Annotated in this window: 6 protein-coding genes; 4 read left to right on the top strand and 2 right to left on the bottom strand. The window is 71.9% G+C overall.

Annotated elements, in window-relative coordinates; translation table 11 throughout:
* Positions 1-39: 39 nt before the first annotated feature.
* Both ddaH and ACWDYJ_RS13005 read right to left on the bottom strand, forming a co-directional pair.
* A complete protein-coding gene (gene ddaH, locus ACWDYJ_RS13010; protein WP_451565572.1) occupies positions 40-852 on the bottom strand; it encodes a dimethylargininase in 813 nt (270 codons plus the stop codon).
* 20 nt (positions 853-872) lie between these two features.
* The gene (locus tag ACWDYJ_RS13005) at positions 873-1,820 is read right to left on the bottom strand and encodes a methionyl-tRNA formyltransferase (protein ID WP_451565571.1); all 948 of its coding nucleotides are present in this window, start codon (positions 1,818-1,820) and stop codon (positions 873-875) included.
* Positions 1,821-2,068: 248 nt separating this feature from the next.
* On the opposite strand from ACWDYJ_RS13005, the gene ACWDYJ_RS13000 reads away from it, so the two are divergent.
* The 4 genes from ACWDYJ_RS13000 (at position 2,069) to ACWDYJ_RS12985 (ending at position 20,434) form a co-directional block, all read left to right on the top strand.
* A complete protein-coding gene (locus tag ACWDYJ_RS13000) occupies positions 2,069-3,421 on the top strand; it encodes a lysine N(6)-hydroxylase/L-ornithine N(5)-oxygenase family protein (protein ID WP_451565570.1) in 1,353 nt (450 codons plus the stop codon).
* A gap of 144 nt (positions 3,422-3,565) precedes the next feature.
* The gene (locus ACWDYJ_RS12995) at positions 3,566-4,549 is read left to right on the top strand and encodes an iron-siderophore ABC transporter substrate-binding protein (RefSeq protein WP_451565569.1); all 984 of its coding nucleotides are present in this window, start codon (positions 3,566-3,568) and stop codon (positions 4,547-4,549) included.
* A 46-nt stretch (positions 4,550-4,595) separates the two neighbouring features.
* Positions 4,596-20,228 carry an amino acid adenylation domain-containing protein gene (locus tag ACWDYJ_RS12990; RefSeq protein WP_451565568.1) on the top strand — a complete coding sequence of 5,211 codons (15,633 nt, stop codon included), beginning with the start codon at positions 4,596-4,598 and terminating at the stop codon, positions 20,226-20,228.
* On the top strand, positions 20,225-20,434 hold the full coding sequence (locus tag ACWDYJ_RS12985) for an MbtH family protein (RefSeq protein WP_451565567.1): 210 nt from the start codon (positions 20,225-20,227) through the stop codon (positions 20,432-20,434). The genes ACWDYJ_RS12990 and ACWDYJ_RS12985 overlap by 4 nt, the downstream gene beginning before the upstream one ends.
* The last annotated feature ends 11 nt before the right edge of the window (positions 20,435-20,445 follow it).

Below are 20,445 nucleotides of genomic sequence, written 5' to 3'. Positions count from 1 at the left end.
GACCGGCCGGCCCCGGGGCCATGGCGGGGCGCCGGTGCTCTAGTCGGCCGAACGCAGCTCCAGCGTGCAGCACTTCACGCTGCCACCGGCCTTGAGCAGCTCCGACAGGTCGACACCGACGGGGTTGAAGCCACGGCCTCGCAGCTGCCCGGCCAGGCCCGTCGCGTTCTGGGGCAGTACGACGTTGTAGCCGTCGGAGGTCGCGTTGAGTCCGAAGACCGCGGCGTCGTCCTCGGTGGCGATGACGGCGTCCGGGAACAGCCGCCGCAGGACGGCGAGACTGCCGGGGGAGAAGGCTGCCGGATAATAGGCGATGGTGCTTTCGTCGAGGACGGTGAGCGCCGTGTCCAGGTGATAGTAGTTCGGGTCGATCAGGCTCAGGCTGATCACCGGCCGCCCGAAGAACTCCTGTGCTTCGTCGTGCGATCGGGGGTCGCTGCGAAAGCCGGTGCCGGCCAGGAGCCATTCACCGGTGAACAGATAGTCGCCCTCGCCCTCGTTGACGACATCGGCCGTACGCAGGCCGGGGAAGCCGTGGTCGCGCAGCCAGTTGTGGTAGGCCGGACCCTCCGCGATGCGCTCGGCATCGCGGAACCGCGCCACGAGGGCGCGCCCGTCGATGACCGTGGCGCCATTGGCGGCGAAGACCATGTCGGGCAGGCCCGGCAGGGGGTCGATCGTTTCGACGGTGTGGCCGAGGCTCAGGTAGACCTTGCGCAACTGCTCCCACTGCGCGATGGCGAGCGGGGTGTCGACGGGTTTCTTCGGATCCATCCACGGGTTGATGGAGTAGGTCACGTCGAAGTAAGTGGGCCGGCACATGAGGTAATGCCGCGGTCGTGCTGAACGCATACGTGGTGACCCCTTGATCGTCAGGGACGGCTGGTGAGGTAGCCGCCCATCGAGGTGAAGTAGTCGGTCGCGGGCATTTCCTCGCCGTCCGCGGTGCGCACCCGGGTGATGGCCAGGCCGTGGTTGCGGCCGGTGCGGGCATCGGCACCGGCGACGATCACCACGCCCTCTCCCTCGCGGTAGAAGATGCGGCCCGGGGTGCCGCCGTAGCGGCCTTCGGAGACGACGGCGGCCAGGATTTCCAGGCGCTTGCCCTTGTGGTACGTGAACGCGCTCGGATAGGGGGCGGATTGGGCGCGCACGAGCCGTTCGAGGTCTGCGGCCGGCCAGGTCCAGTCGACGCGGATGTCCTCCGCGGACCGCTTGTGGAAGAAGCTCGCCCGCGACCGGTCCTGCCGGGTGAACTCGGTCTCGCCGGCGGCGATGCGGCCGAGCGCGCCGACCGTGACCGGGGCGATGAGGTCGACGGTCTTGTGGAACAGGTCCGTTGCGGTGTCCGTCGGGCCGACCGCCACGGCGCGCTGCACCACGATGTCGCCGGCGTCGAGCTCGTCGTCCATCATGTGCGCGGTGACGCCCACCTCGGGCTCCCCGTTGATCAGAGCCCAGATCAGCGGGGAGAAGCCCGCGTACTTGGGCAGGAGCGAGTCGTGCACGTTCAACGTGCCGTGGCGAGGAAGGTTGAAGATGCGCGGCGGGATCCACGTCCGCCAGTTGTTGGCGACGATGACGTCCGGGTCGGCTTCCTTCAGCCGCGTGAACAGCTCCTCGTCATCGGGGCGGTTGCGTATCAGTACGGGAACGCCGTGCTGCTCGGCGAGGTCGGCGACCGAGTCGCTCCAGATCTTCTCGTACGCGTGCTCGCTCTTGGGATGTGTCACGACCATGACCACGTCGTGCTCGGAGTCCAGGAGAGCTTGCAGGGTGCGGTGCCCCCAGGTCTGATAACCGAACATGACGACCCGCATGGGGTTCCTCCTCAGAACAGTGATGGACCGCGGTCAGTAAAGCAAGGCTTACCTAAGCCCGCAACGGCGCCTATTTCAGGCCGTGTTGAAGATCCTCGAGCAATCGCCTGTCCGTTTCGTCCCGTCGACAGGCCTATCGGATCAGGTTAGCTTTACCTAAGTTGGACTCGGCCGCCGTTCTGTTGGTGTGCCCTGGTTCCGTATTTTCCAGCGCCTGACAAGCGGCTGCCCCACACGATGGGAGTGACATGTCACAGGCTCTTCCTGCCGACCCACCACTGATCCACGACCTCATAGGAATCGGCTTCGGGCCGTCCAATGTGGCCATGGCGATAGCGCTCAGCGAGCGCAACGCACGCGTCGGCAGGCAGGAGGCGGTCACTGCTCACTTCTTCGAGAGGCAACCGCGCTTCGGCTGGCACCGCGGCATGCTGATCGACGACGCGACCATGCAGGTGTCCTTCCTCAAGGACCTGGTGACACTGCGCGATCCCACGAGCGAGTTCAGCTTCCTCTGCTACCTGCAGAGCAAGGGCCGGCTGATCGACTTCGTCAACCACAAGAACCTGTTCCCGCTGCGGGTGGAGTTCCACGAGTACTTCGAGTGGGCCGCGGCCAAGGTGGACGACATGGTGTCCTACGGGCACGAGGTCGTCTCCGTGCGGCCTGTCATGCGAGACGGAGCGGTCGAGTACTTAGACGTGACGGCCCGTTCGGGGTCGGAGCTGGTGGTCCACCGCGCCCGCAACGTCGTGATCGGCACCGGTCTGCGGCCTCGGATGCCGGAGGGCGTCGACCGTACCGAGCGGATCTGGCACAACTCCGACCTGCTGGCACGGGTGGAGGAGATGGACGGAGCCCAGCCGTCCCGGTTCATCGTGGTCGGGGCCGGTCAGAGCGCCGCGGAGAACGTGGCCTACCTGCACCGGCGCTTCCCGGAAGCCGAGGTCTGCGCCGTCTTCTCCCGCTACGGCTACAGCCCCGCCGACGACAGCAGCTTCGCCAACCAGATCTTCGATCCGGGTGCGGTCGACGAGTACTTCACGGCCCCCGACGAGATCAAGCGCAAGCTGATGGGCTATCACGGCAACACCAACTACTCCGTGGTGGACATCGACCTGATCGAGGACCTCTACCGCCAGGCGTACCGGGAGAAGGTCCTGGGCGCCGAGCGGCTCCGCTTCCTCAAGGTGTCCCGGCTCACCGACGTCGTCGAGACCTCCGACAAGGTCCGTACCACGGTCGAGTCGCTGGTCACCGGCGAGAGGACTCCCCTGGACGCCGATGTGGTCGTGTACGCCACCGGCTACCGGTCCGCGGATGCCCTCGGCCTGCTCGGCGAGGTGGAGGGATACTGCCGGCGCGACGACGAGGGCCGCGTCCGCGTCGAGCGCGACTACCGCGTCACGACCGATCCCGCGCTGCGGTGCGGCATCTACCTGCAGGGCGGCACCGAGCACACGCACGGCATCACCTCGTCCCTGCTGTCGAACACCGCCATCAGGGTCGGCGAGATCGTCGAGTCGATCGTGGACCGTGGCCAGGAGTCCGCCCCCGTCCGGCCCCGGAACGCCGCCGACGAGGTCAGCGCACCTCGCTAGCGGCCTCCCCCCACCACCTCGCCTGCCCGGTGGCCGTCTTGCGCCGGGCGGGTGCGGCAGCACCGTGAAACCCCGTGAAAGGAAACACCCGTGTCCACTGGTACACGCCCCGCGCCGGCGAGGATCGCCGGAAACGTCCCCCGCGTGGCAGTCGCCACCGTCGCCGTGCTGGCGCTCGCCGCCTGTGGTGGTGGCGCCGAGAAGACGGAGTCGAAGCCGTCCGGTGAGGCGGGCGTGAAGTCCGCGGCCTTCCCGGTCACCGTCGAGCACAAGTACGGCTCCACGACGATCGCGGCGGAGCCGAAGAAGGTAGTGACCCTGGGTCTGTCCGATCAGGACGCGGTGCTGGCGCTCGGCGTCAAGCCGGTCGGTTCGGTGAACTGGTTCAAGGAGGAGCCGTACGGCAAGTGGGCGTGGACCAAGGACCTGTGGGGTTCCACGCCGCCGCAGATCGTGGGGGAGCGCGACGAGTACAACATGGAGAAGATCGCGGCCCTCAAGCCGGACCTGATCATCGCCCAGTACTCGGGCATGAAGAAGGAGCAGTACGACACCCTGTCGAAGATCGCCAAGGTCGTCGCCCAGCCCAAGGGCCACGAGGACTACCAGGCACCCTGGCAGGACATGACGAAGCAGATCGGCAAGGCGTTGGGCAAGGACGCCGAGACCGAGAAACTGATCACCGGCATCGACGCGCGCTTCAAGGCCGTCCGCGACAAGCACCCCGAGTGGAAGGGCAAGACCGTCACCGTCGGCGAGCCCTACGAGCCGGGCAAGTTCTCGGCGTTCTCGCCCAAGGACCCCAAGGTCATCTTCCTGGGCGAGATGGGCTTCACCACCTCCGAGGCCTACCGCACCGCGCTGGGCAAGGAGAACATCGCCGACCTCAGCGTGGAGCGCCTCGACGTGATGGAGGCCGACCGGACGGTGTGGCTGGGCACCCCCGACACGGAGAAGGCCATGAAGGCCGACCCGCTCTACCAGAAGACCAAGGTCCACCAGGAGAAGCGGGACCTGTTCCTGCCGTACGACAGCCCGGACATCGGCGCCGCGCTGTCCTTCAACACGGTGCTGAGCATCCCGTACGCCATCGACCAGGTCGTGCCGATGCTCGAGGCCATCAAGTAACGACGACTCCCCACTGACGCAGCACCAGGGAAAGGCCGATCGAACGATGTTTGACGCCGAGCCGGACCGGACATCCGCCGCCGGGATACCCGTCACCGGTGGGCAGGCCGGGATCTGGCTTGCCCAGCGGATCGAGCCGGACAGCTCGGCCTTCAACGTCTCGTTCACCCTGGAACTGCGCGGTGACGTCGACCTCGACCGCCTGACCGCCGCTGTGCGGCAGGTGGCCGAGGAGACGTACTGCCTGCACGTGCGTGTCCGCGCCGAGGAGGGGGCCGCGCGCCAGAGCCCGGCGCGGTTCCCCGTGCACGTCCCCACCGTCGATCTGCGGGACACGACGGATCCCGAGGGCGCGGCGTGGGAGTGGATGGAGGCCGACCGGAGCCGTCCCGCCGACCTCGAACACGGTCCCCTGTTCGCGTATGCGCTGATCCGCCTCGCGGACGACCGCGTCCTGTGGTACCAGCGCTACCACCACATCGTCATCGACGGCGTGAGCGTGGCCGTGCTCTCCCGCAGGGCCGGTGAGATCTACAGCACCGGCGAGCCTGCCGGTGGAGTCGACTGGGCGCTCACCCGGCTGGTCGACTCCGAGCAGGCCTACCGCGGCTCCGACCAGTACGAGGCCGACCGCGCGTACTGGCTCGGCAGAATGGCCGACCGGCCGCAGCCGGTCCGCCTGGTCGAGCGTGGCGGGGCGCTGATCGCCCGGCGCCACCGGCGCACCACGGAGCTGTCCGAGCGCGACACCGCCCGGCTGCGGGCCGCCGCGGCGGCCACGGGCGTACGCGCGTCCCGGCTGCTGGTGGCGGCCGTGGCCGCCTACCTGCACCGGGTCACCGGCGAGCAGGACCTCGTTCTCGGCCTGCCGGTCACCACCCGCCAGGACCCCGAGACGGCGGCCGTCCCCGGCATGCTGTCCAACATCCTCCCGCTGCGCCTGGGCGTCGATGGGGGTATGACCGCTGCCGGACTCGTGGACGAGGTACGGCTCCGGATCGCCGAGACGGTCGAGCACGGGCGCTACCGCGCCGAGGACCTGGCGAAGGACCTCGGGCTGGTCGAGGGCGTCGCGGAGCTCGTCGGCCCCACGGTCAACATCCTGCCGGGCACCGGCAGGATGCGCTTCGGCGACCACACCTGCGATCTGCGCCCCCAGTGGATGGGCCCGGTCAGCGACCTGGCCGTCACGGTCGGCGAGTCCGTGCGCGGCGCCGTACGCATCCTCTTCGACGCCGACGCGGACCTGTGCGACGAACAGGCGCTGGTCAGCCACCAGCGCCGCTTCGGCATCCTCCTGGACGCCCTCGTCGAGGCCCTCGCCGAGGCGCCCGACCGGCCCATCGGCCACATCGAACTCACCTCCGACGAGGAGCGGTACCGGCTCCTGGAGGAGTTCGGGAGCGCGCCGCGCGAGGTCCCCGAACTGTCCTGGCCCGCCGCTTTCGAGCGGCAGGCCCACCGCTCGCCGGACGCCGTCGCACTGGTCTGCGAGGACCGCGAGCTGACGTACGCCGAACTCGACACCGCCGCCAACCGGCTGGCCCGGCTGCTCGTCGCACGCGGTGTGCGCCACGAGGACGTAGTCGCCGTGGCCCTCCCGCGCTCGCCCGAGCTGGTGATCACCCTGCTGGCCGTGATGAAGGCCGGGGCGGCGTACCTGCCGCTGGACGCCGACCACCCGCGGGACCGGATCGCCTACATGCTGTCCGACGCCGGCGCGCGGACCGTCGTGACCCTGCGCGAGCCGGCCGGCGACCTTCCGGCCGTCCCCGGCGTACGGCACGTGCTGCTCGACGACCCGGCGACGGCAGCCGAACGCGCCGCGCCGGACGGCTCGGACCTCGGCCCGCCCATCCCACTCGACCAGGCCGCCTACGTCATCTACACCTCGGGTTCCACCGGCCGCCCCAAGGGCGTGGTGGTCTCCCACGACGGAGTCGGCAGCCTCATCGCCACGGCCACCGACCGCATCGGCATCGGCCCGGACAGCCGGGTCGTGCAGTTCGCCTCCGTCGGCTTCGACGTGACGGTCTGGGACCTGATCATGTCGCTGTGCGTCGGCGGCCGGATCATCATCGTCCCCACCGAGCGACGCGTCGCCGGGCCGGCCCTCACGGACTACATCGCCGCCCACCGCGCCACCCACATGATCCTGCCGCCCTCGCTCGTCTCGGCGCTGCCGCAGGACTGCGAACTGCCCGAGGGCGCCGTCCTCGTGGTCGGAACCGAGGCGGTACCGAGCGAACTGATCGCCCGCTGGGCCGACCGGCTGCGGATCGTCGTCGCCTACGGCCTGACCGAGGCGACGGTCAACTCGACACTGTGGTGCGCCGAGCCGGACCGGCCGGGCCCCGCGCCGATCGGCGTCCCCGACCCCAACACCCGCTGCTACGTGCTCGATTCGGCCCTGCGCCCCGTTCCGGTCGGCGTCGAGGGCGAACTGTACGTCGCCGGGCGCGGCCTGGCCCGCGGCTACCTCGGCCGGATGGGGCTGACCTCGGAGCGGTTCGTCGCCGACCCGTACGGCGCCCCCGGCGCGCGGATGTACCGTACGGGCGACCGCGTCCGCTGGAGCGCCGACGGCAACCTGGACTTCCTCGGCCGCGCCGACGGCCAGATCAAGATCCGCGGCCACCGCGTCGAACCGGGCGAGATCGAAAGCGCGTTCATGGCCTGCCCGGACATCGCCCAGGCCGCGGTCCTCGTACGGGACGACCACCGCGCGGTGAAGCGCCTCGTGGCCTACCTGGTCGCGGACAGCGCCGGGGACGCCGAGGCGGCCGTGACCGCCGCGCGGGCGGAGGTGGCGCAGGCGCTGCCCGACCACATGGTGCCCTCGGTCGTCGTACGCCTGGACGGACCGCTGCCGCTGACACCCAACGGCAAGCTCGACACCCGGGCGCTGCCCGAGCCGCGGTGGACGGCCATGACCGGTGACGCGGCGCCGACGACCCCGGCCGAAGCCGCCCTCGCCGCCTTGTTCGCCGAGGTCCTCGGTCTTCCCTCGGTGGGCGTCCATGACAGCTTCTTCGAGCTCGGCGGGGACAGCATCGTCGCGATCCAGCTGGTCACCCGTGCCCGGGCGGCCGGACTCGCCATCAGCCCCCGCGAGGTGTTCCGCCTCCGCACGGTCGCCGCGCTCGCCCGCGCCACCGGGGGCGCGGAGCCGACGTCGCGGACGGCCATGGGATTACCCGAGCCGTTCTCCCTCGTTTCCCTGGCCGACTCGGAGCGGGCCGAGTTCACCGCCGGCCTCGGAGATCTCCTCGACGTCGTACCCGCCACCGCGCTCCAAGAGGGCTTCTTCTTCCACGCCGCCATGGACGGGGGCGGGACGGACGGCTACGCCGTGCAGGACACCCTCCACCTGGCCGGCGACGTGGACCCGCAGGCCCTGCGGGCCGCCGCCCAGCGGCTGCTCGACCGTCACCCGCTGCTGCGCGCCGCCTTCCGCCAGCACCCGCACGGGCAGGTCCTCCAGGTCATCGCCGAACACGTCGAGCTGCCCTGGAGCTTCACCGACCTGTCCGGTCTCGACGCGCCAAGGCAGTCCACCGCCGTCGAGGAAGTGGCGGCAGCCGAGCGGGACCGGGGGTTCGACCTCGGGAACCCGCCGCTGATGCGGGCCGCGCTCGTCCGGCTCGCCGAGCAGCGTTCCCTGCTGGTCCTGACCATGCACCACATCGTCGTCGACGGCTGGTCCGTCTCGCTCGTCCTGCGGGAGCTGCTGGACGGCTACCGGCCCGGCGCCGCCGCCGAGCCGTCCGTATCCGATCCGACCTACCGGGCGTACGCCGGATGGCTCGCCGACCGTGACCGGGAACAGGCCCGCGACGCATGGCGGGAGGCGCTGGCCGGGCTCGACACTCCGGCCGGGCTGCCCTTCCGCGCGGGCGCGCACCCCGGCGAGACCGGCCGGGTCACCCTCGAACTGTCCGCGCGGGACACTGCGGCGCTCACGCAGCGGGCCCGGCAGCTGGGGCTGACCCTGAGCACCGTCGTGCACGGCGCGTTCGGCCTGGTGCTCGGCGATGTCGTCGGTTCCCACGACCTGGTCTTCGGGACCACGGTGTCCGGCCGACAGGCCCCCGTCGACGGTATCGAGACGCTGGTCGGCCTGCTCATCAACACCCTTCCCGCACGACTGAGCTGGCGACCCGAGCAGCCGCTCACCGAGGTCCTCGCGCGGTTCCAGGACGGTCAGGCCGAACTGCTGGACCACCAGCACATCGGACTCGCGGACATCCAGCGGGCCGTCGGACGCGGCGAACTCTTCGACGCGCTGGTCGTGGTGGAGAACCTGCCCGACGCGGGCGAGCCGACCGATCCCGGGGGACGTATCCGGATCACCGGATCGCACGTCCGTGACGCGGTGCACTACCCCCTCGCGCTCACGGTGCTCCCCGGGCACGGGGTCTCCCCGGACGGAGTGCGGGGAAGGCTCCGACTGCGGCTGGAGCACGATCCCACCCGCCTCGACGCCCAGGCCGCCGCACGCTTCGCCGACCGCCTACGGGCACTGCTGGACCAAGTGATCGCCGACCCGGAACTGCCCGTCGCCCGGGTGGCCGTGCGGTCGGCCGACGCGCGGCGCGACACGCTCGACCGCCTCGCGGGAGCCGATCACGTACTGCCCGCGGGCACGGTGCACGAGGCGTTCGGTGAACAGGTCCGCCGCACGCCCGACGCGATCGCCCTGGTCCACGACGGCGGACGTACGACCTACGCCGAACTGGACTCGCGGGCCGAGGCCCTGGCGCACCGGCTGGCGGCCCGGGGTGTGGGCGCGGAGTCCGTCGTGGCCGTCGCCGTCCCGCGCTCGGCCGAGACCCTGGTCGCCCTGCTCGGCGTACTCAAGGCCGGTGCGGCCTGTCTGCCGGTCGACGTGGACTACCCGGCCGAGCGGGTGCGCCACATGCTCCGCGACTCCGGGGCCCGCACGGTGGTCGCCACCGAGGCGTCCTGGGCACGGCTGCCCGGCCTGGACGGCGTCACCCCGGTGTTCGTCGGCGAGAGCGAGGTGCCCGTTCCCGCTGGTGCCGCTCTCGCACCCGTCCACCCGGACAGCGCCGCGTACCTGATCTACACCTCGGGTTCCACGGGCCTGCCCAAGGGCGTGGTGGTCCCGCACCAGGCCGTGGCCGGCCAACTGGCCTGGACCGCCGAGCGGTTCGGGTTCGGACCGGGCGAGCGGGTACTGCACCAGTACTCGACCGGCTTCGACCCCTCCCTACAGGAGATCTTCGTCCCGCTGCTGACCGGCGGCACCGTCGTGATCGCGAAGCCGGACGGCCACCGCGACGCGGCGTACCTCGCCGAGCTGATCCGCGCCGAGCAGGTCACCAATGTCGACCTGGTGCCCTCGCTGTACACGGCGCTGCTGGCCGAGGACGTCGAGGGCGCCCCCTGGTGGGCGAGCCTGCGCAGGGCGTTCAGCGGGGGAGAGGCACTGCCGGTCCCGCTCGCGCGGCGCTGGCGGGAACGCACCGGTGTGCCCCTCTTCAACGTCTACGGGCCCACCGAGGCGGTCATCCAGGTCACCAGCTGGGAGGCGGGCGCCGAACCGGGCGAAGAGGGCACGGTGCCCATCGGACGCCCGGTGTGGAACACCCGACTCCACGTCCTCGACCGGTACCTGCGCCCCGTGGCGCCGGGCGAGCCGGGAGAGCTCTACATCGCGGGCGCGCAACTCGCCCGCGGCTACCACGGACGCACCGCGCTCACCGCGGAGCGATTCGTCGCCGATCCGTTCGGCGGTCCGGGCACGCGGATGTACCGCACCGGAGACATGGTCCAGTTCAGTGGAGACGGCGTGCTCACGTATCTCGGGCGCACCGACCACCAGGTCAAGATCAGGGGTAACCGAGTGGAACCCGGGGAAATCGAAGCCCGGCTGCGGGACGTACCCGCCGTCGGCGATGCGGTGGTCGTCGCCCGCGACGACGACCGCGGAGTCAAGCAACTGGTGGCCTACCTGGTCCCGGCCGTGGGCGCGAGCGCGGACAGTCTCGACACCGAGGCCGTACGCGACGCTCTGGCCGGCGCGCTGCCGGCGCCGATGGTGCCCAGCCACTTCGTGGCGCTCGACGCGCTGCCCCTCACCCCGGGCGGCAAGACCGACCTCAAGGCGCTGCCGACGCCCCAGGTCCGGCGCAAGGCCGGGCGTACCTCGCGCGAAGGCCGTGAGCGGCAGCTCTGCGCGATCTTCGCCGAGGTGCTCGGCGTTGACGAGGTCGACGCCGACGAGGACTTCTTCATGCTCGGCGGGGACAGCATCCTGTCCATGTCGGTGGCGAGCCGGGCCCGCAAGGCCGGTCTGTCGGTGAGCCCCCGGGACGTCTTCGAGCACCGCACCCCCGCCGTACTCGCGGCAGCCGCCGGTGGCACCGACGACGCCGTGGCCGCGCCCCCGGCCGACACCGACGGTGTGGGTGACATCCCGCTGCTCCCCATCGTCCACCAGCTGCGCGAGGACGGCGGGCCGATCGGCCGCTTCAACCTGTCGATGCTGCTCCAGGCGCCCGCCGCCGCCGACACCGGCACGCTGACCCAGGTCATCCAGGCAGTACTCGACCACCACGACGGCCTGCGCCTCACCCTGACCCGCATGGACCTCGGCCCGGCGATCCCCGCGCTCTGGTCCGCGGCGACCAGCCCGGCCGGTTCGGTCGACGCGGCCGCCCTGCTGCGCCGCGTCGACGCGGCCGGTCTCGACGAGAGCGCCCTGCGCGCCCTGATCACCGAGGAGTCGGACCGCGCGGCCGGCCGCCTCGACCCCGACACCGGCGCCATGCTCCAGGCCGTCTGGTTCGACGCGGGCACCGGCGAGCCCGGACGACTGCTGCTCGTCGTCCACCACCTGGTGGTCGACGGCGTGTCCTGGCGCGTGCTCCTCGGCGACCTCGCCGCCGCGTGGGAAGCCGTCTCGCAGGGGCGGCAGCCCGTACTGGAGCCCGTACCCTCCTCGCTGCGGCGCTTCGCCCGCGACCTCGCGGAGCAGGCGACCTCCCCGCAGCGGCAGGCCGAACTCCCGTACTGGGCCCGGACCCTGGCGCCCGGCGCCGAGCTGCTCCCGGGCGCCACCCGCGACGCGAAGACCGGATCCGCGCGGGAGCACACCGTGTCCCTGTCCACCGAGGAGACCCAGGCGCTGCTGACCTCGGTCCCCGCCACCGCCGGCGCCGATGTCACCGAGGTCCTGCTCGCCGCACTGCGCCTCGCGGTCACCCGCCGCCGCGGTGAGCGGGACGGCGACCTGCTCGTGGACCTCGAACGCCACGGGCGCGACGCAGCCGACCTGGACCTGTCGCGCACCGTGGGCTGGTTCACCAGCCTGCACCCCGTACGTCTCCCCGCCGCCGGCGCCGCCGCACTCGACGCGCTCAAGCTGGTCAAGGAGGCGGTGCGCTCCGCACCGGACTCCGGCACCGGATACGGAATGCTGCGCTACCTCAACCCGCAGCTCGCGCCCGTCTTCGCCCAGCTGTCCACCGCCCAGGTGCTGTTCAACTACTTCGGGCGGCTCCCCGCCGAGCAGGCCCGCGACTGGGCCCCCGCGGCCGAGGCCGACGCGCTGTCCGTGGAACCGGACGCCGACCTCGCCATGCCGTACCCGCTCCAGATCAACGCGGTGTGCGCGGACACCCCGCTCGGCCCCGAACTCCGGGCCACCTGGACCCGGCCCGAAGGCGGCGCGCTGACCGAGGAGGACGTACAGGAGCTCGGCCGCGCGTGGACTGCCGCGCTGCGCGAACTCATCGCGCAGGCAGACCGGTCCGGCCCCTCGGCCCGTGCCCTCACCCCCTCGGACCTGCCCCTGGTACGCCTCACCCAGGCCGACATCGGCCGGGTCGAACGCGTCAGCCAGGTCCCCGTCACCGACATCTGGCCGCTGTCGCCGCTGCAGGAGGGCATCCACTTCCACGCCAGTTACGACACCTCCGCCCTGGACGTCTACACGGCACAGGACCGCTTCGACTTCGGCCACCGCCTCGACATCGAGCGGCTGCGCGCCGCCTGTGCGACGCTGCTGGCCCGCCACCCCAGCCTGCGCGCCGGCATCACCGGCGACGGCCTGCCCGCGCCCGTGCAGTTCGTCGGCCCGGCCGACGCGATCACGGTCCCGCTGACCGAGACCGACCTCACCGGCCTGACCGAGCGGGAGCGGCAGGCACGGCTCGCCGAGATCGCCGACGCCGACCGGCTGCGCCGCTTCGACCTCGACCGGCCCCCGCTGTTCCGGCTCCACCTGATCCGGCTCACCGAACACACCGACCGCCTGATGCTCAGCCACCACCTGGTGGCCTGGGACGGCTGGTCCCAGTCCCTGTTCCTCGACGAACTCCTCGACCTGTACGCGGCGGACGGCGACGACTCCGGGCTGCGCACCCCCGGCAGCTACCGCGACTACCTGAGCTGGCTCGACCGGCAGGACTTCGACGCCGCCCGCGCCACCTGGACCCGGGCCCTGGCCGGACTCGACGAGCCGACCCTGGTGGCCGGCGGCCGGGGCGGCGAACCGACGATCCCGCGCCGCCACTCCCTCGACCTGGGCGCCGCCCTCAGCGACCGGCTGCGCGGCACCGCCCGCGAACACGGCCTGACCATCAACGCGGTGCTGTCCGCCGCCTGGGCGCTCGTCCTGTCCGCCGCCGTCGGCCGCCACGACGTGGTGTTCGGCGCCACCGTCGCCGGCCGCCCGGCCGACGTCCCCGGCGCCGACACGACCATCGGCATGTTCCTCAACACGGTGCCCCTTCGGGTCACCCTCCGCCCCGAGGAGACCGTCGCGGACCTGCTGCGCCGGGTGCAGTCCGAGCGCACGGCCCTGATGGACCACGAGTACCTGGGCCTGGCCGAGCTCCAGCGGGCCGGCGGCCACGGCGTCCTCTTCGACAGCCTGTACGTGCTGCAGAACTTCGCCGACGAAGGCGCCTTCCGCGAACTGACCGAACGGCACGGCATCACCGGGGTGGGCAGCGTCGACGCCACCCACTACCCGATGACCCTCATCGTCAACCCGGCCGAGAAGGTCCGGCTCAAACTGGAGTACCGGCCCGACCTGATCGACGACGACCAGGCCGCCGCCACCCTGAACCGCTACCGGACCCTGGTCGAACGCCTTCTGGGTGACCTGTCGGCGCGGGTCGGCACCCTGGACCTGCTGCTGCCCGACGAGCGGGCCGCGCTGACCTCGGCATGGGCCGCCGGCCACGAGCCCGTCCCCGACGAGACCGTCGCCGACCTGCTCGCCGCGCAGGTCGCCCGTACGCCGGACGCGGTCGCCCTGGTCTTCGGCGACACCGCCCTCACGTACGCGGAACTGGACGCGCGGATCAACCGGGTGGCCCGGCTGCTGCTGGCCCGCGGGGCCGGCCCGGAGCGGACCGTGGCCCTCGCGCTACCGCGTTCCATCGAGATGGTCGTCGCCCTGTTCGCGGTACTGCGCACCGGCGCCGCCTACCTGCCGCTCGACCTCGACCACCCGGCCGACCGGCTCCGCCTGATGGTCGAGGACACCGGTCCGCTGTGCCTGCTCTCCACGACCGCCGTCGCCCCGACCCTGCGCGCCGCGTCCGGCCCGCTCGCCACCGAGATCGCCCTGGACGCCCCGGCCGTCACCGCCGAACTCGCCGCTCTTCCCGGTGAGGAGATCTCCGATGCCGAGCGCCCCGCCTTCGCGCACGGTGTGCCCGACCGGCTGGAACACCCCGCCTACGTCATCTACACCTCCGGTTCGACCGGCAAGCCCAAGGGCGTCGTCACCCCGTACCGCGGTCTGACGAACATGCGGCTCAACCACCAGGTGGAGGTCTTCGACCCGGCGATCGCCTCGGCGGGCGGACGGCGGCTGCGCATCGCGCACACCGTCTCCTTCGCCTTCGACATGTCCTGGGAGGAACTGCTCTGGCTCGTCGAGGGCCACGAGGTCCACGTCTGCGACGAGGAGCTGCGCCGCGACGCCGAGGCGCTGGTGGCGTACTGCGACCGCCACCGGGTGGACGTCGTCAACGTGACACCCACCTACGCCCAGCTGCTGATCGAGGAAGGCCTCCTCGACCAGGCGGACGGCCGGGGTGACGCCGCGGGCAAGCACCGCCCGGCCCTGGTCCTGCTCGGCGGCGAGGCCGTGTCCGACACCGTCTGGACCCGCCTCGCCGACACCGAGGGCACGTACGGCTACAACCTGTACGGGCCCACCGAGTACACGATCAACACCCTCGGCGGTTCCACCTTCGACAGCCCGACGCCCACGGTCGGCCGCCCCATCCGCAACACCCGCGGCTACGTGCTCGACGCGATGCTGCGCCCGGTTCCGCCCGGCTGCCCCGGGGAGCTGTACATCGCCGGCACCGGCCTCGCCCGCGGTTACCACGACCGGCCCGGCCTGACGGCGGAGCGGTTCGTCGCGGATCCGTTCGGGGCGCCCGGCGAGCGGATGTACCGCACCGGCGACCTCGTACGGCAGCGGCCCGACGGCCTGATCGACTTCCTCGGCCGCACCGACGACCAGGTCAAGATCCGTGGCTACCGGATCGAACTCGGCGAGATCTCCACCGCCCTGTCCCGGCACCGCGACGTGGCCCACGCCGCGGTCGTCGTGTCGGAGAAGGCCGGTACCCAGCGCCTGGTCGGCTACGTCGTGCCCGAGGCGACCGCCGAGCCGGGCGAGGCACTCGTCCAGAGCCTGCGCGACCACCTCAAGGCAGCGCTCCCCGAGTACATGGTCCCGGCGGCCCTGATGGCCGTCGACACCCTGCCGCTGACCGTCAACGGCAAGCTGGACGCCAAGGCGCTGCCCGTCCCGGACTTCGCCGGACCCGGCACCAGCCGGGCCCCCCGGACGCCGGAGGAAGAGACCCTCCGCGCCCTCTTCGCCCAGGTCCTCGGCCTCGCCGAGGGCAGCGTCGGCATCGACAGCGACTTCTTCGAGCTCGGCGGCCACTCGCTGCTCGCCACCCGCCTCATCGGCCGGGCCCGCACCGCCCTCTCGGCGGAGCTGGCCATCCGCGACCTCTTCGAGGCCCGGACCGTCGCCGAACTCGTGGAGCGCGCGGCCGGATCGCAGGCCGCGCGGCGCCCGGCCCTGACTGCGGGAGAGCGGCCGGACGAGCTGCCGCTCTCCCACGCGCAGCAGCGGCTGTGGGTCATCCAGCAGATCGAGCGCACGTCGGCCGCCTACAACTTCCCGCTGGTCATGCGGCTGTTCGGCACTCTCGACGTGGAAGCGTGGCGGGCGGCGCTCGCCGATGTGACGGTCCGCCACGAAGCCCTGCGTACGGTGTTCACCGAGTGCGACGGGCAGGCGTACCAGCGTGTCCTGCCCATCGAGCGGGCCCGCCCGCAGGTGGAACACCTGCGCGCCGGCGAGGACGAGGTGGCCGCTCTCGTCGACGCCGCCGTCAACCGCCCCTTCGACCTGGCCGCCGAGCTGCCGCTCCGGGCGACCGTCATCGAGGTCGCGCCCGACGAACACGTCGTGGTCGTCCTCCTGCACCACATCAGCACCGACGAATGGTCGGACCGGCCGTTCCTGAGCGACCTGGCCGCCGCCTACGCCGCCCGCCGGTCCGGTACGGCACCCCACTGGAAGCCGCTGCCGGTCCAGTACGCCGACTACGCACTGTGGCAGCGGCGGCTGCTCGCGGACCCGTCCGACGCGCAGAGCCTGGCCGCCCGCCAGCTGGACTACTGGCACACCACCCTGGACGGCGCGCCCGAAGAACTGGAGCTGCCCACCGACCGTCCCCGTCCCGCCCGCCCGGCCTTCACCGGTGCCGAACTGGACATCGCGTTCGACACCCCGGCCTACCAAGGGCTGAAGCGGCTGGCCAAGGAGAGCGGCGCCAGCATGTTCATGGTGGTGCACGCGGCCGTCGCCGCCCTGCTCCACCGCGTGGGCGCCGGCACCGACATTCCGCTCGGCTCGCCCATCGCCGGACGCGGTGACGAAGCCCTGGACGACCTGGTCGGCTTCTTCGTCAACACGCTCGTACTGCGCACCGACCTCAGCGGCGACCCCAGCTTCAGCGAGCTGCTGGCCCGGGTCCGCGAGACCGACCTGGCTGCCTTCTCCCACGCGGACGTGCCGTTCGAGTCCGTCGTGGAGAAGCTGAACCCGACCCGCTCGCTCTCCCGGAACCCGCTGTTCCAGGTCATGGTCGGCTACCACCACCGCAACGAGGGCGAGCTGGGCCTGGCCGGCCTGGACGTGGAGTACGTGCCGTTCCGGATCCGCTCGGCCAAGTTCGACCTCGTCTTCAGCTTCACCGAACACAGCGCGTCCGACGGCGACAGCGGGTCGCTCGTGTGCCGCCTGGAGTTCGCCACCGAACTGTTCGACGAGGAAACCGCCGAGCGGCTCGCCGAGCGCCTGAGGCTTCTCGTCGCCTCCGTCGCCGCCGCACCCGAGCAGCCCGTCTCCGCGATCGGCGTACTCGCCCCGGACGAACGCCCTCTGGTCCTGGAAGCCTTCAACGCCACCGCCCGTGAAGTCGAGGAGGCCACGCTTCCCGCCCTGTTCGGCCGGCTCGTCGCCGAACAGCCCGATGCCGTCGCCGTCGTGGAACGGTCCACCGAGGTCAGCTACGCCCAGCTGGACGCCCGGTCCCACCGGATAGCACGACTGCTGGCCGCACACGGTGTCGGCGCCGAGAGCGTCGTCGGCGTGGCCGTGCCCCGCTCGATCGACGTGATCGCCACGGTGCTGGCCGTGCTGAAGCTCGGTGCCGCCTTCCTGCCGCTGGACCTGGTGCACCCCGCCGACCGGCTCAGCTACATGATCGAGGACTCCCGGGCGGCCGTCGTGGTCGGTACCGAGCCGGTGGCAGGGAAGATCCCCGACGTGGCGGGCGTACCCGTGATCCTGCTCGACGCCCCCGGGATCGTCACCGAACTGGCCGGGCTGTCCGAGCTGTCAGCGTCCGCGCGGCCCGGACCGCCGGTCGCCCTGGACCAGGCCGCGTACGTCATCTACACCTCCGGCTCCACCGGCCGCCCCAAGGGCGTCGTCCTCCCGCACGAGGGCATCTCCAGTCTCGTCGCCACGGCGGTCGACCGGATGGGTCTCGAACGCGACAGCCGGGTGCTTCAGTTCGCCTCGATCGGCTTCGACGTCTTCGTCTTCGAACTCTCGATGGCCCTCTGCCACGGCGGCCGGCTCGTGCTCATATCGGACGAGGCGCGCGTCGCCGGACCGGCGCTCACCGACTTCCTCGCGGACCACCGGATCAGCCACATGATCCTGCCGCCGTCCCTGGTGTCGGCCCTGCCCGCGGGCTGCGAACTGCCCGGAGGATCGACGATCCTGGTCGGCACCGAGACCGTGCCGCCGGACCTCTTCGAGCGGTTCGGCGCCACGGCCGACCTGATCTGCGCGTACGGACTGACCGAGGCCACCGTCAACTCGACGCTCTGGCGCTCGCGGCCGTCCCGGCGGGCAGGCGTCCGGCCGGGCGGCCGCGTGCCGATCGGCATCCCGGACCCCAACACGGTGTGCTACGTCCTGGACGACCGCCTCGCGCCCGTACCGCCCGGTGTCGTCGGTGAGCTGTACGTCTCCGGACGCGGACTGGCCCGAGGCTACCTCGGCCGGTCCGGGCTCACCTCCGAGCGGTTCGTCGCCGACCCGTACGGCCCGCCCGGCAGCCGGATGTACCGCACCGGAGATCGTGCCCGCTGGCGTCGGGACGGCAACCTGGACTTCCTCGGCCGGGTCGACAACCAGGTCAAGATCCGCGGTTTCCGCATCGAACCCGGCGAGATCGAGGCCGCGCTCGCCGGGCACCCCGGCATCAGCCAGGCCACCGTGGTGCCCGACCGCGACGGCGACATCGTCCGGCTGGTCGCCTACGTCGTGACGGACCGCAGCGGCGTCGTCCCGGAGCACGGCACGCTCGACCCGCAGGAGATCCGGGCGTACGTGTCCGGAGAGCTGCCCGAGTACATGGTGCCCTCCCTCGTGGTGCCGCTCGACGGCCCGCTGCCGCTGACCCCCAACGGCAAACTGGACCACAAGGCGCTGCCCGCTCCAGACTGGTCCGGGATGACCGGTGACGCCCGCCCGGCCACGGCGACACAGGCCCGCCTGGCGGAGCTGTTCGGCGAGATCCTGAAGCTGGAGACGGTCGGCGTCCACGACAACTTCTTCGCGCTGGGCGGCCACTCGATGGCCTCGATGCGCCTCCTCGGCCGGATCCGCTCCGAGTTCGGCGTCGAGCTGAGCATCCGCGACGTCTTCGACGCGCTGACCGTCGCGGGCATCGCGGCCAAGCTCGACGGTGCGTCCGCCGCCCGGCCCGCGCTGCGCCCGGCCGGGCGGCGGGCGGACGGGCGGCGGGCGGACGGGCGGCGGGCGGACGGCGACGCCGCCCTGCCGCTCGCCCCCGTACAGCGGTGGCAGTGGGCGTCGTACGAGCGGCACGCGGGCCCCGACCACGCCCTCGTCCTGCGCTCACCCGGCGCTCTGGACGCCGGCGTGCTGGAGGCCGCGCTCGGTGACGTGGTGGCACGGCACGAGCCGCTGCGCACCCTGTTCACCGAACGGGACTCAGCCGTGTTCCAGCAGGCCGCGCGGCCCCCGGTCCTGCGGCAGGAGCGGTGTGCCGATCTGGACGCCCGCCTCGCCGAACTCGCCGCCCAGGCGATGGACCTGACGCTGGCGGCCCCCCTGAGGGCCCGGCTGCTCACCGGCGCCGACGGCGCCCAGGCACTGCTGCTGACCCTGCACTACCTCGCCGCGGACGAATGGTCGGTGGTGCCGCTGTTCCGCGATCTCACCACCGCGTACGCGGACCGGGAGCGGGGCCGGACGCCCGAGTGGGAGCCGCTGCCCGTGACGTACGCCGATTACACCCGGTGGGCGCACGAGGTGCTGGGCGACCTCACCGACCCCGGCAGCCCGGGCGGGCGGCAGCTGGCGTACTGGCGGGAGAAGCTGGAGGGAATCCCGAGCGCGCTGGCGCTGCCCACGGACCGCCCGCGACCCGCCGCACCCGGCCCGCACGGCCACGGCGGCGACTCCGTGGGATTCGTCCTGGACGAGCGACTCCACGCCGACGTGGACGAGCTGGCCCGGGAGACCGGCACCAGCATGTTCATGGTGCTGCACGCGGCACTGTCGGCCCTGCTCACCGCCCACGGCGCGGGCACCGACCTGCCGATCGGCACGATGGTCGCCGGCCGCGGCGACGACCAGCTGGCCGATCTGGTCGGCTGCTTCTTCAACACCGTCGTGCTGCGCACCGACACGGCGGGGGACCCGACCTTCGCCGAACTGCTGGCCCGGGTACGGGAGACGACACTCAGCGCCCTGGACCGTCAGGACGTCCCCTTCGACCAGGTCGCCCGCGCGACCGGCCTCGCCCCCGAGGGACCGCAGGTCATGGTGATCCACCACGAGCAGGCCGACCTGGGGGAACTGGAGGGCGGCATGGGCTCCTTCCACGCCGTGCCGACCGGTTCGGCGAAGGCGGAGCTGACCCTCAGCTTCTACGAGCCGCGCGGCGACGGGCCGGTGCACTGCGAGCTCGTCCACGCGACCGACGTGCTCGGCCCGGCCAAGGCGGGTCAGCTCGCCGACGAACTCCACGTGCTGCTGCGGCATGTGGCGGCCGACCCCGGACAGCCGCTCTCCGAGCTGTTCACCATCATGTCCATGAGGAGTGAGAACGCATGAGCACCAACCCGTTCGAGGACCCGCGGGGCCGCTTCCTGGTCCTGGTCAACGACGAGGACCAGCACTCGCTGTGGCCGTCCTTCGCCGAGGTGCCGGCGGGATGGCGGACCGTCTTCGGCGAGGACACCCGGGACGCCTGCCTGGCCTACGTGGAGGCCAACTGGACGGACCTGCGGCCTGCGAGCCTGATCGCCCGGCAGAACTGACCCGGCCGGAA

Source organism: Streptomyces sp. NPDC003042, from assembly GCF_053591315.1.
This window is presented reverse-complemented; position numbering and strand designations above follow the sequence as displayed.